Genomic DNA, 15,084 nt, shown 5'->3' on the forward strand with positions numbered 1-15,084 from the left:
GTATTTTTTTCGTTAATTTAATTCTATGGTTATGGTTGCTCCTTTCGTTGTTCTTGGTCCCGGAGCTATAGATTGCTGTTTCACTTTTCCTGCACCTATAAGGTTTACTTTCAGTCCTTCAATCTCTAATAAATATATGGCATCACGTGCGCCCATTCCTATGACGTTAGGGACTAATCCTTGCTTGATAGAAGAATTGCTTTGAAGAAGAATACCATTGATCGAAGAGTCTGTATTTATCCAGTCTACTTTATCTCCCGAATAGTTGTAATCTTGTTTTAATTTTTTCAAAACAATCTCTGTATTTTTGAACGAACCGCTTTTAACGATAGGTATAAGTGAGTTTACTGTATCTTTCTGAGCAAGGATAGGGGTTGCTACAGTATTTCGAGTATATATCCCTTCGGCAATGGTTTTGAATACCGCTCCCGGCATAAGTCCTCCCGATGGAATTCCCTGTGGTCTGCGTATACCTACAAAGCAAGTATATTTGGGATTGTCTGATGGGAAGTATCCGCAAAATGATACATAATACCCTTCGTATCCCCCTCTGGCTGCAATCATCGCTGTTCCTGTTTTTCCTGAGATAGGAAACATTTCCGATTCAATGGTTTTTCCTGTACCATCGGTTACAACACCTCTTAGAATATCTTGCACCTCTTTGAGGGTCTTTTCGGAACATAATGAAGGATTTATAATCTCGGTTTCAAATTCTTCTTCTATTTTTCCGTCTCTCATGAAGGCTTTGGTGAGAAACGGCTTGATCATCTTCCCTTTATTTGCAATACCATTATAAAACATTAGCATGTAAATAGGTGGTACCTGTGTCTCATAGCCGAATGACATCCATGGCAATGTCGTTTTAGACCATGGGTTTGATTTATCATCGGGGAAGCGAATGACAGAAGTTCCTTCTTTTCCTTGCAGTGGAACATCCCATTCTATTTTTTTTGTAAGCCCCAGATCATGGATGCGCTGTACATATTTTTGAGGGTTATTCTCATAACCTTTTAATATCATTTTTGCGATAGCAACGTTCAGCGAAGAGTACATTCCTCTCGCCACTGTTACATAGCCTTTGTCTTGTCCTTTACGCCAGTCATGGTCTTTTACGATGCGTCCCTTATATTCGAACAATCCGTTGCCGACAAAGATTTCTTCATCGGGGGTAACTACTCCGTCTTCGAGGGCAATCATCAGTGACACTGTCTTGAAGGTAGACCCCGGCTCGGACATGTACGAAAAAGCATTTGGATTACCTTCGGCATAAACACCGGGCGACATGCGGTCGAGATTGGTTATGGCTTTTATCTCTCCTGTAGCCACTTCCATTACAATAGCACATCCAGATTCGGCATTGGTCTCTACCAGCTTGTTGTAGAGAGCTTTCTCTGCTAAGTCTTGGACATCTACATTCAAAGTGGTTTTTATATCCCATCCATCGGTTGGCTCGTTCAATACAACGTCTATCCAGCGACCCTGTACGCGTTGGCGTGTTTTCAGACCCGGAATTCCTTTTAGTATAGAGTCGTATTTTAGTTCCAGACCACTGGCTCCTCCTGCGTCGAAGTCTTTGTATATAGATCCTACGGTTCTTCCTGCGAGGCGACCAAAAGGTTTTAAACGCATTGTTTTTTCTTCTGTAAACAAGCCGCTTCTATTGCTTCTCTGACTAAAGAATGGGTAGGTGAGAACTTCTTTCAGGTCTATATAGTTTATATCGGGGCGAATAATACGCACATAGCGGCTGCGAACCTTTACTTTTTGGTTTGAACCGCTCTCCCTATTTCTTTCTATTTGGGCGAGCTCTTTACGGCTCAAGTCCCATCCGTCTAATATTACTCTTTTGTACTGGGCTGCACTTCTGTCGGGAAACTTCTTCGCTAGAGCTTGTGACAGAGGTGTAACGTATTTCATTAATGTATCTTTCTTTATGCCATCGGCCATAAAGTCGACATATACTCCGTAGAGGGGTTCACTTGTTGCCAGCAGGCGTCCGTCGTCGGCATAAATATTACCTCTGTTGGGGCGTATTTCTCTATCTTTCTTTACGGTTTCTTGTATGCCTAGTTCGCGCCACATGGGGCCTTCTACATACTTTATATTGAATATACATATTAGAATTGCAATAAATATCAGGGACATAATAAGTGCAATCCATCCATATCGGCTGATCGCTATATTCTTTGATGTTCCTTCAGATTTTTTCGCCATCTTCTATTCTTTCTTGCTATTTATTTCTTTCCCAGTTTATATATTGGGTCTTTTGTTTGTTTCAGATCAACACCGTTTTTCTGAACCATATCTTCTACTTTCGATTCGCGGCTTACACCCATCAGCTCGGCTGATATGGTGAGAGATTCATATTTCGCATCTTTTAGTTCGCGTTGAAGAGATTCTATTTTCGCCATTTTCTCGATACAGCTATACCTATTGCTGATGTACAGCACAATGATAACGAAGACCGTGATGATAAAACGTGCGTTTTTCCAAAAGAAATCCTCGGTGAGAACAGTCCCCCCAAGAATATACATGATCTTCTTTTTTATATCTTTTACTGTCATATCAAACTTTTTCAGCAACTCTTAGTTTAGCACTCCTTGATCGGGGGTTGCGTTCTTCCTCGTCCTTCGATGGAGTGATTACTTTATTGTTTATCAGCTTGAACGGAGTTTCGAAGTTCCCGAAGAAGTCTTTTTCTACTTTGCCTTCAAAATTTCCTGTTTTAAAGAAGTTTTTGACGATACGGTCTTCGAGCGAATGGTATGTAATGACTGACAACCGTCCCCCCGGTTTTAGTATGTCAAGAGCCTGCTCCAACATCTCCTTCAATACTTCCATCTCTTCATTTACTTCTATGCGAAGAGCCTGAAATGCCTGAGCCAGTATCTTTTTCTCTTTTTCTCCTCTTCCTACAAATGAATTGAGTGTTGCAAGCAAATCACTCGTCTTCTTGTAAGGTTTTTCTTTTCTTGTTTTCACAATCACGGAAGCAATCCGCCGCGATTGTTTTAGTTCACCATACAGGTAGAAAACATCTGCCAGTTTTTCCTCTGTGTATGTATTTAGTATCTGCGCAGCCGTTTTTCCTCCCTTACGATTCATACGCATATCCAAGTCACTGTCTTCGAAACGGAAAGAGAATCCTCTGTCTTCGGCATCGAAGTGATGTGACGAAACGCCCAAATCAGCCAGTATAGCATCTACACCGTCTACTTTATGATACTTGATGAAATTTTTAAGATATCGGAAATTGCTGCGTATGAAAGTGAACTTACTGCTAGCTTCAATGTTGTTTATCGCATCTTCATCCTGATCGAAGGCATAGAGATGTCCTTTGTCTCCGAGACGTGACAGTATTTCTCTCGAGTGTCCGCCACCGCCAAATGTAACATCGACGCAAATACTATCAGGGTGAAGATTCATCCCGTCAATACTCTCGTGAAGCAAAACCGGTATGTGATATGCATCGGCCATGATTAGTCGTTTTGTGAGCTGTTATTCATTAATGCCTGAATGCGAGCACTGAATTCCTCGGCAGGTATCAGCGTTTTATCCAGAGCATCGTTTGTCCAAATTTCGATTGTATTGTCTACTCCTAAGAATCTTACGTCTGTAATAATCCCCACCATCTGACAGTATCTTTTTGGTATAAGGATACGTCCGTTGGTGTCCATCTCGAGGCGTTCGGCGTCAACAACAAATTGACGAAACAACGCTTGCTGCTCCATGTCCCACCTGTTGAGACGTGAGCGTAATTTCGCAACTTCCTCTTCCCATACTACCAGCGGGTAGAGAACGAGGCAGTTCTGAAATAGATCTTTTCTGAGTATCAATGTGTTCTGGTCGCAAGATTGCAATATCTTACGAAAAGAAGCAGGTACAAAAAGACGTGCTTTTGCGTCTATTTTTGCTTCGATATTTCCCAAAAACTGTAACATTAATACTTTGAATTTTAACAATATACAATATTCGACGTAAAGGTATAAAATTTATACACTTTTCCCCACTTTTCCCCACTTAAAATGTATGAAAAAGTTTTCAACATGAAATGAACAGGTTATAAACACAATATTAACAATGGGAGATAAGAATATGTTTGTTGATTATTAGGTGTTTATATACAAATAAGTCCTGCCTTGTTAATAACTAAGGCAGGACTTATTAATATGTCTGTTAATAAATTAGCTAAGGATGGATATGCATTCTTCGAGGGTCAATGATTTCTGTTCGCCGGAAGTCATATCTTTCAGTGTGATTTTGTTTTCATTTATCTCATTTTCACCAACTATAGCTACATAAGGAATCTTGTTGGAATCGGCATACGACATTTGCTTTTTCATCTTTGCCGATTCGGGGAATATCTCTGTAGAGATTCCTTCCTGACGGATTTTTAAGATCAGAGGCAATATGTGAGCTTCTTCTTTTTCGCCAAAGTTGACAAACAAAACCTGTGTGTTCTGTATAGAATCTTTTGGGTATAAATCGAGTTGATTCAATACATCGAATATGCGGTCTGCTCCGAAGGAAATACCCACGCCCGAAACGCCTGACAATCCGAAAATACCTGTCAGGTTATCATAGCGCCCGCCTCCGGTGATACTGCCTATTTGCACATCAAGAGCTTTTACTTCGATGATAGCACCCGTGTAGTAATTCAATCCTCTGGCAAGAGTAAGATCGAGCTCAAGCTCGCAACGGATTCCTACAATTTTTAGTTTGTTGAGTATATATTCAAGTTCGTTAACGCCCTGTATTCCGGTTTCAGAATCTTTGAGAACCGTTTTCAAGGTATTTAATTTCTCTTCGTTTGTTCCTTGCAAAAGGATAATCGGTTGAAGTTGCTCGATCGCTTTTTGTGGAATACCCTTCGAAGCAAGTTCTTCGTTTACCTTTTCCAGACCTATTTTATCTAGTTTGTCGATAGCAACAGTAATGTCTGTAATTTTTTCTGCCTCTCCAATAATCTCAGCAATACCTGACAGTATCTTGCGGTTGTTGAGTTTGATACTCACCCGAATGCCGAAGCGGCTGAATACTTCATCTGCTATTTGAATCAACTCTACTTCGTTGATAAGGGAGTCGGATCCAACGATGTCAGCGTCGCATTGGAAGAATTCGCGGTAACGTCCTTTTTGTGGTCGGTCGGCACGCCAAACGGGTTGTATCTGATAACGTTTGAAAGGGAATGTTATTTCGTTTCGGTGCATTACAACATAGCGTGCAAATGGGACAGTGAGGTCGTAACGGAGACCTTTCTCGCTTATTTTGGTTGCAAGGCGGGTAGAGTTTTTCTCCAATAATTCTTCATCGGATAAATCTTTCAGGTAATCGCCCGAATTGAGTATTTTGAATAGAAGCTTATCTCCCTCTTCTCCGTATTTTCCCATCAGTGTTGATAGGTTTTCCATTGCCGGAGTTTCTATCTGACGAAAGCCATAGAGTTTGAAAACTTCACGGATAGTGTCGAAAATATAGTTACGCTTCGCCATTTCTTCCGGCGAAAAATCTCTTGTTCCTTTAGGAATTGAAGGTTGTGACATTACTTATCGATTAAAAATATTCAGGATGCAAAGGTAAAAAGAAGTTGTGAGTAAAAGGTCAGGGGCATGAGATATTTAATGTCAGGGGGTAATTTTCAGCGTTATGATAATTGTCGTATTATTTATTAATGATATAATTGTCTTATACATGATGGCTCTTAGTCGTTGTTTGGTTATGATGAAAAGTGACAATATAAAAAGTGCTGAAAACTGTCACCTTTACATACGCTTCGCTCCTGTGACCGCTGGTTGTCACTTTTAACAATTTCGAGTTGGATATATGAGAGAGTCTGTGCTGCTTCTTTGTGGTCGTTCTGCTAATTTTATTGATTTATTTCCCTTATTTTTGTAATCACATATTATTTTATTTATACAAATTATGAAACATATTATATTTTCAATTCTATCTATCAGTTTATTGTTAAGTGCTTGTTCGGGTAAAAAACAAGAAAGTGCAGAGGTGCAAACGCTTACGGTAGGAGTGATGTCTTCGATGGATTATCTTCCTCTTGCAGTAGCTCAGCGTGAAGGTTACTTTGCAAAACATGGTGTAGATGTAAAAATTCAAAAATTTATGTCTGCCAATGAAAGAGATATGGCTTTTCAGAGCGGAACTGTAGACGGAGGAGTAACCGACTATACCAGTGCAGCATTGCTAGCTTCGGGTGGGTTTGATATGAAGCTTACTTCTAAATGTCAAGCTCCATTTTATATTGTAGCCGGTGCGCAGTCGGGGATAAAGAACTTGTCGGAGCTGAAAGGCAAGAAGATAGCCGTTTCTCAAAACACAGTGATCGATTTCTGTGTAGATATGGCTTTGGCTAGTGTAGGCCTTACTCCTAATGATGTAGAGAAAGTGGAGATAAATAAAATTCCGACTCGCTTCGAGATGTTGCGGAATAATAAAATAGATGCTACGGGATTACCTAATCCGTTTGCTCTGATCGCTGCAAGCGAAGGTTGCAAGCTGCTTGTATCTATGGATAGCCTGAAATATACTGTTACAGGTATTGTCTTTTCACAGAGGGTGATAGACACGAAGAGTGAGGCTATTAAGAAAATGTATGCCGCATACAATGATGGTGTGGCTTATCTTAACTCACATACTGTAGCAGATATAAAAGATATATTGGTAAAAGAGCTTCAGTTTCCTGAACCTGTTGCTGAGAAAGTCACTCTACCTGCTTATACCGATGCGCAGCCTGTAACTGTTGCAGACAAAGATATACAACAAGTCATAAGCTGGCTTGGAGGCAAAAATCTGCTTAAAGCTGATTTCAAAGTTGAGAACCTTATAAATGATCAACTGACTAAATAATAGAGATGCTGTCGATAGAAAACCTGGAGGTAAAATACGGAAATACTGTAGCTTTGAATGATTTTTCCCTGACTATAAAAAAGGGGGAAATATATTCGCTTATAGGCCCTTCGGGATGTGGTAAGTCTACTTTATTGAAGGTGCTTTGCGGGATCATAAGAAATTATAGCGGGCAGATTGCTTTTAATGGGAGAGCGTTTACACCCAGAGAAGTATCTATTGGATATGTACCACAACACTATGGTTTGCTGGGATGGAAGACTGTGAAAGAAAACATCTTCCTATCCTATAAGCTGAATAGCACTAAGGTGTTGAGAGAAGCAGAAGTTTCAGAGATTATCAACTCGTTAGAGATTGATGATATTCAAAACCGTTATCCTTCGCAATTGAGTGGGGGGCAGAAACAACGTGTGGCTCTGGCTCGTGCCTTTATTTCTCAGCCCGATATTCTGTTGATGGACGAACCGTTTTCATCATTAGATACATTTACTTCCGAAGCATCGCAACGACTTTTTCTGCGCCTGTGGGAGAAATACAAAGTAACCACTTTGTTTATCACACACAATATACATGAGGCTGTATCTATTGGTGAGCATATTATTGTAATGAGCAAATCGCCGGGAAGAATTATTCATCAGGTAGAAAACCCCTTGTTCAACGTATCTGAGTACCAAGAGGAAAAGTTGAGGTTTGTGGCATCTATTATCAATAAAATAGGGTACTGATGACAAAGCGTAGAAAACATATTTTCAATTATTTCGGCTACATAATAGGCGGCTTTATCCTGTTTAATGTTATATGGTATATTCTTGCTGCCAGTCTCAGCCTGAAGGCACTGCCTTTCCCTACAGAGGTTTATGGTGGATACTCCAAAGCTTTCGAAAACGGGATATTAGACCACACATTCGCCAGCTTACGACGGATAGCATATAGCATAGGTATATCTTTGGGGATAGCTTTAGTATTAGGTGTATGGATGGGATATAGTAAGAGGGTGAATAGTCTGTTGGGTCCTATGATTTATTTTTCTTATCCTATTCCTAAATTAGCTCTTTTGCCTATCATCATGGTATTATTCGATTTGGGTGAAACATCAAAGATTGTTATTGTTATATTGATAGTCGTTTTTCAGTTGATCATAACGATACGTGATGCTGTAAAAAATATATCGAAAGAAAATTACTATGTTCTTATTTCATTTGGGGCAACGGGCTTACAAAAAATGAGACATATTACCTTGCCTGCTATTTTGCCCGAAGTCTTTTCTTCGCTTCGTGTGGCATTGGGTATCGCAACATCGGCCTTATTCTTTATTGAGACATTCGGAACGGATAAAGGATTGGGGTTTTACATTACCGATTCGCAAATGCGAGTAGATTATATACAAATGTATTTTGGTATAATTGTTCTTTCTCTGATCGGTTTTATCTTATTCCTGATCGTCGATCTGCTCGATAGTGTATTGTGTAAGTGGAAGAATATGTGATTGTTATCTTCTCCAGAAAGCAGGCATAAATAAAGAAAGTACAGTAAATAGCTCTAAACGTCCTGTTAGCATAAGGAAGCTGAGATACCATTTCGACTCGGTTGGTACTTCTGAGAAACTACCTGTATTGCCTATCTCTGCCAGTCCGCCACCCACGTTTCCGAGGCACGAAACTGCTGCACCGAGAGCATTCTCGAATTGCATTCCCGATAAGGACAAAAGTAAACAGCTGAAAATAAGGATGGCAAGGTATAAGAAGATAAAAGCCAAGACCTTGGTTACTACGTCTATTGAAATCACATGGTTATTCAATCGGATAGGAAGTATGGCATTGGGGTGTACCTGACGTTTAAACTCATTGATCGAATTCTTGAACAAGATAATGATCCTGACTATCTTGATACCTCCGGCAGTAGATCCGGCACATGCTCCGAACACCATAAAGATGACAACTAAGAACTGATAGAAAGAACCCCAACTTATTATATTGTCAGTAGAGAAGCAGGTGGTGGTAAGCATCGATACGACCTGAAACAACGATGTTCGGAAAGCTTTTTCTACTCCTTCTATCTTGCCCGAACTGTAAAGCCCGATGGCAATAATGACAACAAAGAGAATGATAATTGATACATACCATTTAAATTCTTCATTCTGATACAACTTTTTGGCACTGCCTTTCATAAAGAAGTAGATTAGCGTAAAGTTTATTCCTCCGATGAACATAAAGAGGGTAATGACATATTCTATATAGGCTGAATTCCAATGGGCGATACTATCTTGCTTTGTCGAAAATCCGGCAGTGGATATTGTTGTAAAAGCATGGCAAACAGCGTCGAACAAGCTCATTGGCCCTATCCAAAGGAGTATGACAAGAATTCCTGTGAGGAATATATAAACCAGCCATAGCCGTTTAGCTATTTGTGATATGCGGGGGCGAAAACGATCGTAGCCTATCCCTGTGACTTCAGCATCGTACATTACAGATGCATTACCTCCCATGGGTAGGATCGTGGCCACGAACAATACGATTCCTAATCCTCCCATCCATTGGGTTATACTGCGCCAGAAGAGAAGTCCCTTGGGCATACTCTCTATGTCGTTTAGGATGGTTGCACCGGTTGCTGTTAGTCCCGAAATGGTTTCGAAATAGGCATTACTGACGCTGGGTATCGAGTTGCTCAGATAATAAGGAAGCATACCGAATGCAGATAGTACGATCCACGAAATAGCCACCATAAAGAAGCTCTCTCGTTTTCCGATCGGTTTTGGGAAATCTTCGGTTCCTACCAATCGGATTAAAGCTCCTGCAAAGAATGTTATTGTAGAGCTTATGAGCATTGCATCGCCGGCCGCTTCGTGTAAGTAAAATGAAACAATGGTAGCACTCATCATGAATAGCGATTCGATGACAAGCAAAAATCCAATTGTTTTTAGTACAAACCGGTAATTAAAATTGCTCATGTACTTTTTATCCTGTTAATGGAACATTTTCTCGGCATCACGTAGGGTGTCATCCAAACAGAAAACGACTACATGATCGTAAGGCTCTATCAAAGTATCACCATCAATCATCATCGGTTCTCCATTGCGTATCAATCCGCCCAAAGTAACATTCTTGGGTAGCGTTAGCTTTTTTACCTCCTTCTTGGTTACATAAGAGTTCGGTCGAGCTATAATCTCCGCTACGTCTGCATTGGCGATTGTTAATGACTTTACGTTAGATACGTCTGCACTGAGCAGAAATCTGTATATGTTGCTTACTGTTATTAGTTTCTTATTTATAATAGAACCGATATCCAGATTCTCAGCCATCGACATATAGTCCATGTTTTCTACTTCGGCTACAGTCTTGCGTACTCCAAAGCGTTTGGCTGCCATACATGCGAGAATGTTAGCTTCCGAGTTCCCGGTTACAGCCACAAATGCGTCTATATCCTTGATTCCCTCTTGCAAAAGAAACTCAGCATTGCGTCCGTCATTATGAAACACGGTTACATTCTTTGGTAGCTTTTCTAAAAGTTGGTAACTTTTCTCTTTATCGGATTCTAATAGTTTGATGTTTGTATTGTCCGGCAAATACTGGCAGGTACGGATAGCTATACGGCTTCCACCCATTATCATAATGTTCTTTACCTCAAAACTGGCTTTGCCTGCTATTACGGGTAGTTCGTTCACGTTTTCTTTTGTTGCAGTAAAGAATACGATGTCGCCCGCTAAAACCATATCCTTTCCTGTAGGAATGATAGTTACATTCTTTCGTTTAATGGCAACGATGTGGAATTTTTTGTCTTTGCTGCTTAAGTCGAAGAGGTATTTATTTACCAACTCCGAGTTTTCTCTTATCTTGATTCCGGCGAGTAATATATTGCCATCGCAAAGTTCTATCCATTGGCGTACCCACGGACGTTTTAAGGCTGATACTATTTCCTTTGCCGCAAGCATTTCGGGATAAACCATAGAGTTGATCCCTAGCTTTTCAAAAAACTCTTTATTCTTGGGTAAAAGGTATTCGTAATTATCGATGCGAGCAAAGGTTTTTTTTGCTCCCATATTCGCAGCCAATAAGCAGGCTGTTATGTTTGTAGATTCGTCAGGGGTGACACCAATAAAGAAATCCGCTTCTTTTATATCCACCTCCATCAAATCTTTTAAGGAAGTACAAGACCCGGTCATCGTCATTATTTCAAGATTAGAGCCAAGGAAGTTGAGCTTCTCTTTATCAGCGTCCATGAGTACAACGTCTTGGTTTTCTGCTGATAATAGTTTTGCTAAATGTGTTCCTACAGCACCCGCACCTGCAATTACAATTCTCATCGACTCTTACTTATATATTTTTTCTTCTATATTATTAGGGCTTATTTGTTTATGCAAGATAGACTGCATTCGTTTTACCAATCCTTGTATGTCAAGCTCACATAGTTTTTTCAGGTCAGCAACCGAACCGTGCGTTACAAATTTATCTTGTATGCCTGCACGCACTACATTTATGTTCAAATAGTTATTGTCAGCAAAGTATTCTAAAACAGCACTACCGAATCCTCCGTTGATAACACCGTTTTCGATCGTCAATACATGAGTAAAGTTCTCTGCCACCTCTTTTAAGATTGCAGTATCCAAAGGTTTAAGGAATATCATGTCGTAATGTGCGATAGAATAGCCTTCGTCTTCAACGATGTGGATAGCTTCACGTGCAGTATTTCCTATTGCGCCTATTGATAAAACGGCAAGATCTTTACCATCTTTCAACTTGCGTCCTTTTCCTATTTCCAGCTTTTGCATTTCGCATTCCCAATCTTTCAGTACACCCTGTCCTCTTGGGTATCGGATCACAAATGGGCCTTCGTTGCCGTAAGCGGCAGTATACATCAGGTGGCGCAAGTAATGCTCGTCGAAAGGAGCGGCGATAGTCAGGTTTGGAACACAGCGCATATAAGCAAGATCGAATGCCCCATGATGTGTTGGCCCGTCTTCTCCTACCAATCCTGCTCGGTCGAGACACATAATTACATGCAGTTTTTGAAGTGCTACATCATGTATAACCTGATCGTAAGCTCGTTGCATAAATGATGAGTAGATATTACAGAACGGTAATAGTCCTTCTTTTGCCAATCCGGCTGAATAGGTGACAGCATGTGCTTCGGCAATACCTACATCGAATGCCCTGTCCGGGAATTCTTTCATCATATAGGTCATAGACGATCCGGTAGGCATAGCAGGTGTAATACCTACAACCCGTTTATCTTTCTTAGCCAGTTCTACAAGCGTATGTCCAAAAACGTCCTGAAAGAGTTGTGGCTGATCTTTTGATTTTGTCACAATACGTTCTCCGGTTTCTTTGTCAAACTTACCCGGAGCATGCCATACTGTAGCCGAAACTTCTGCCGGCTTAAATCCTTTTCCTTTAATAGTGTGGATATGTAGAATCTTAGGGCCTTTCATATCCTTTATATTTTGTAGTATACGAATTAGGTTTGGTAAATCGTGTCCATCGATAGGGCCAAAATATCGTATATTAAAGCCTTCAAACATGTTCTGTTGTTTGGTCAAGAGTGATTTCAAACTATTGTTGAAACGAAGGATAAGATTTTTACCTTGTTCGGTGATAAGGTTTCCTTTCTTGAACTTTTGATAAACATCATTCCTTACCCTGTTATAGGTGGGCGAGGTCGTCATTTTTACCAAATAATCGCGCATACCCCCAACATTATCATCTATAGCCATATCATTATCATTGAGTATGATAAGGATATCATTTGGTTGAGAGCTTGCATTGTTGAGAGCTTCATAAGCTAATCCTCCGGTCATTGATCCATCACCTATTACGGCTACCACATGCCTCTTCTCATGTTTGAGAGAGGAAGCGACAGCCATACCTAGTGCTGCCGAAATTGAATTTGAAGCATGTCCTGCAATAAAGGCATCGTATTCGCTTTCTTTTGGATTTGGAAACCCTGAAAGACCACCAAATTTACGATTTGTATGAAACAGGTCTCTTCTGCCTGTCAGTATTTTGTGGCTATATGCTTGGTGACCCACATCCCATACAATGCGGTCGTAAGGTGTGTTGTATATGTAATGCAGAGCCACAGTAAGCTCTACTGTACCGAGACTGGAGCCAAAATGTCCGGGATTTTTGCTTAGTTGATCAATAAGAAAACTTCTAAGTTCAGTACATAGAGACTCAAGCTCCTCGATGCTTAGATTTTTAAGGTCAGAGGGAGAGTTTATTGTCTGTAATACTGATATATTGTTGTTTTGTTCGTCCATAAAAATTCTATTGGAATGAAGAAAAATCTTTATTACTATTGTAATAAACAAGCAAATATATAAAACAAAAGCTATTTAGAATAAGATATTCTCTTAAAAATAAGACAGGATTAGACCTAGTTATAATAATATAAACAAAAGAGATTGATTAATGTTCTTTGTAAATAGAATGTAAACAAGCATGTAGTCCGTATTTGTTACTATTTATTATGAGGATATGTAAAGTTAAAATGTTTCGATTTTTTTGATCAAAATTTGATTTTGGGACTTTCTCAGAAAATGAATCATTATTAATTCTCCAACTTTTTCTTTATAAGATTTATTTTTCCGCTGATGAAGTTTACATCGGTTTTATTTTTGGTGCAATTCAGCGACAATTCATAATTATGAATGGCCAAATTCCATTCCTCCATTTTTGCATAAAAGTGAGCCTTGGTGCTGAGATAGATAAATTCTGTTTCTTCGTTCATCATGCTTTCCATAGTAATTAGCTCAGGCAGCAGATCGTGCAGACTCTTAAAGTTACTTTCAGCAATAATTCTGTTTAGCTTTACTGAAATCGAATATGGTTCCATTTTTTCGAGTTGTTTATATAGATAAACAATCGTTCTCCAGTCTGTTTTTTCATACGATTCGGAAGAGCAATGCATGGATGAAATCAAAGCTTCTAAATAATATTTATCTAAAGTTTGCAAGTGCTTCTTTGCTGTTTCCAAGTAATAGAAACCTTCTTTTATTAAATCATTATTCCAAAGTGTTCTGTTCTGATTCTCCAACGATATCCACGTATCGTTCTCGGTTCGTGCAGGAAATCTTGAGGAGTTGAAAAACATACCAGCCAGCAGAGAATTGATTTCAGGGTTTTCGGGATGATACTGGTGTAATAATTTACCTAACCTGATGGCTTCAAAGCACAAGTCTAAATTTATGGTTCCGGTTCTCTGCGAACTTTTATATCCTTCGTTGTAGAGCAGGTATATAATCTTAAGCAGATGGCTTAATTCCTCAATGGTCTGAATCTGAAAATCATCGTGAATTTCTGAAAATTCCTTGATAGTTTCTTTGCTCCTTAAAACAACTTTCTTGACGGTTTCTGTTTTAATGATCAGTGCATTGGCAATTTCCGAATAGTTGAATCCACAAAGGAAATAAAGTGAAATAATTAGCTTACTCCTTTCAGAGAAAGACGCTTTTGAAAAGAAAATCAATAATTTAAGTAAGCTCTCCTCTACTTCCTTTTCGGAGTATTCGTCATTGTCTTTTTCTGTGGATGCAAGGTAATTGAGGTGTGTTTGTGCGATGTTTGATTGCCGGATTTTATTCAGTAACTTGTTGTTTGCAACTCTATAAAGCCACGCAAAGGGACTCTCGGGAACTTCTCCAAACTTCCATGTGTTTAGAGCTGTTTCGAAAGATTCTTGAACTGCGTCTAGTATATCCTCAATCTTATGATAGCCATACTTTTGAGATAAATAGGAAACCATCTTTCCATAATGTTCTCTGAAAAGATGGCTCGTAAGTGTTTTTATATTTTCGTCAATGTTGTTCTTCATCAGTGTTGATGATTCTACGGATTTCTAGGGTTGCTCCACGTTTCAGATCGGGACAGCCTTTTGCCAGTTCTTTTGCTTCGTCTAAAGAGTTGGCAAGGAGGAAATAATAGCCGCTCACACACTCTTTGGTTTCAACATAAGGACCGTCTGTAGCAATACCATCTTTCAAGGTAACACCAGCAGAATCGAGGGGATTTCCATCTTTAAAGTTCCCGTTTTCAACCAGTGTTTCTACCCATTTGATGTGTTCCTGAATGTCTGCTTGCATATCTTCTACGGACAGATCTCCATAATCTGCATTTTCCCGAATGAGTAATAAAAATTCTTTCATTATTTTTTATTCTAAGTTAATAATTCTGTTATGTATTTATAAGACAATCGGGTTTTTAATTTCGGGACAAAGTATTTAGATTTTTT

13 protein-coding genes are annotated in these 15,084 nt (G+C 39.5%); 3 read left to right on the forward strand and 10 right to left on the reverse strand.

Annotated elements, in window-relative coordinates:
* Positions 1-12 precede the first annotated feature (12 nt).
* The 5 genes from QOX35_RS02860 to hisS form a co-directional block, all read right to left on the reverse strand.
* A complete protein-coding gene (locus QOX35_RS02860; protein WP_283685713.1) occupies positions 13-2,214 on the reverse strand; it encodes a PASTA domain-containing penicillin-binding protein in 2,202 nt (733 codons plus the stop codon).
* 20 nt (positions 2,215-2,234) lie between these two features.
* The gene (locus QOX35_RS02865; protein WP_006841453.1) at positions 2,235-2,564 is read right to left on the reverse strand and encodes an FtsL-like putative cell division protein; all 330 of its coding nucleotides are present in this window, start codon (positions 2,562-2,564) and stop codon (positions 2,235-2,237) included.
* 1 nt (position 2,565) lies between these two features.
* Positions 2,566-3,477, reverse strand: a complete 912-nt coding sequence (rsmH, locus tag QOX35_RS02870; protein ID WP_283685714.1) for a 16S rRNA (cytosine(1402)-N(4))-methyltransferase RsmH — start codon at positions 3,475-3,477, stop codon at positions 2,566-2,568.
* Positions 3,478-3,479: 2 nt separating this feature from the next.
* The gene (locus tag QOX35_RS02875) at positions 3,480-3,941 is read right to left on the reverse strand and encodes a division/cell wall cluster transcriptional repressor MraZ (RefSeq protein ID WP_135106757.1); all 462 of its coding nucleotides are present in this window, start codon (positions 3,939-3,941) and stop codon (positions 3,480-3,482) included.
* 243 nt (positions 3,942-4,184) lie between these two features.
* The gene (hisS, locus tag QOX35_RS02880) at positions 4,185-5,543 is read right to left on the reverse strand and encodes a histidine--tRNA ligase (protein ID WP_135106759.1); all 1,359 of its coding nucleotides are present in this window, start codon (positions 5,541-5,543) and stop codon (positions 4,185-4,187) included.
* Between the two features lie 379 nt (positions 5,544-5,922).
* Here hisS and QOX35_RS02885 point away from each other — a divergent pair, with 379 nt between their 5' ends.
* Genes QOX35_RS02885 through QOX35_RS02895 form a run of 3 tightly spaced genes read left to right on the forward strand, consistent with a single transcriptional unit; the run spans position 5,923 to position 8,347 of the window.
* Positions 5,923-6,861: an ABC transporter substrate-binding protein gene (locus tag QOX35_RS02885; RefSeq protein WP_283685715.1), complete on the forward strand. Its 939-nt coding sequence runs from the start codon at positions 5,923-5,925 to the stop codon at positions 6,859-6,861.
* Positions 6,862-6,866: 5 nt separating this feature from the next.
* Positions 6,867-7,586: an ABC transporter ATP-binding protein gene (locus QOX35_RS02890; protein ID WP_283685716.1), complete on the forward strand. Its 720-nt coding sequence runs from the start codon at positions 6,867-6,869 to the stop codon at positions 7,584-7,586.
* On the forward strand, positions 7,586-8,347 hold the full coding sequence (locus QOX35_RS02895; RefSeq protein ID WP_283685717.1) for an ABC transporter permease: 762 nt from the start codon (positions 7,586-7,588) through the stop codon (positions 8,345-8,347). The genes QOX35_RS02890 and QOX35_RS02895 overlap by 1 nt, the downstream gene beginning before the upstream one ends.
* 3 nt (positions 8,348-8,350) lie before the next feature.
* Here QOX35_RS02895 and QOX35_RS02900 read toward each other — a convergent pair whose 3' ends face one another.
* The 5 genes from QOX35_RS02900 to QOX35_RS02920 all read right to left on the reverse strand — a co-directional run bounded on the left by QOX35_RS02900 (position 8,351) and on the right by QOX35_RS02920 (position 14,998).
* Entirely contained in the window at positions 8,351-9,808 is a 1,458-nt protein-coding gene (locus QOX35_RS02900; protein ID WP_283685718.1) for a TrkH family potassium uptake protein, read from the reverse strand.
* 15 nt (positions 9,809-9,823) lie between these two features.
* Positions 9,824-11,161: a Trk system potassium transporter TrkA gene (gene trkA / locus QOX35_RS02905; protein ID WP_283685719.1), complete on the reverse strand. Its 1,338-nt coding sequence runs from the start codon at positions 11,159-11,161 to the stop codon at positions 9,824-9,826.
* Positions 11,162-11,167: 6 nt separating this feature from the next.
* Positions 11,168-13,114 (reverse strand): 1-deoxy-D-xylulose-5-phosphate synthase, encoded by a 1,947-nt coding sequence (dxs, locus tag QOX35_RS02910; protein ID WP_283685720.1) that lies wholly within the window; start codon positions 13,112-13,114, stop codon positions 11,168-11,170.
* Positions 13,115-13,404: 290 nt separating this feature from the next.
* On the reverse strand, positions 13,405-14,667 hold the full coding sequence (locus QOX35_RS02915; RefSeq protein WP_283685721.1) for an RNA polymerase sigma factor: 1,263 nt from the start codon (positions 14,665-14,667) through the stop codon (positions 13,405-13,407).
* Complete coding sequence (locus QOX35_RS02920; RefSeq protein WP_135106775.1) at positions 14,651-14,998, reverse strand: YciI family protein; 348 nt, start codon at positions 14,996-14,998, stop codon at positions 14,651-14,653. Before QOX35_RS02920 ends, QOX35_RS02915 begins: the two co-directional genes overlap by 17 nt.
* Positions 14,999-15,084 lie beyond the last annotated feature (86 nt).

Source organism: Dysgonomonas sp. Marseille-Q5470, from assembly GCF_951230145.1.
Classification (GTDB): Bacteria; Bacteroidota; Bacteroidia; order Bacteroidales; family Dysgonomonadaceae; genus Dysgonomonas.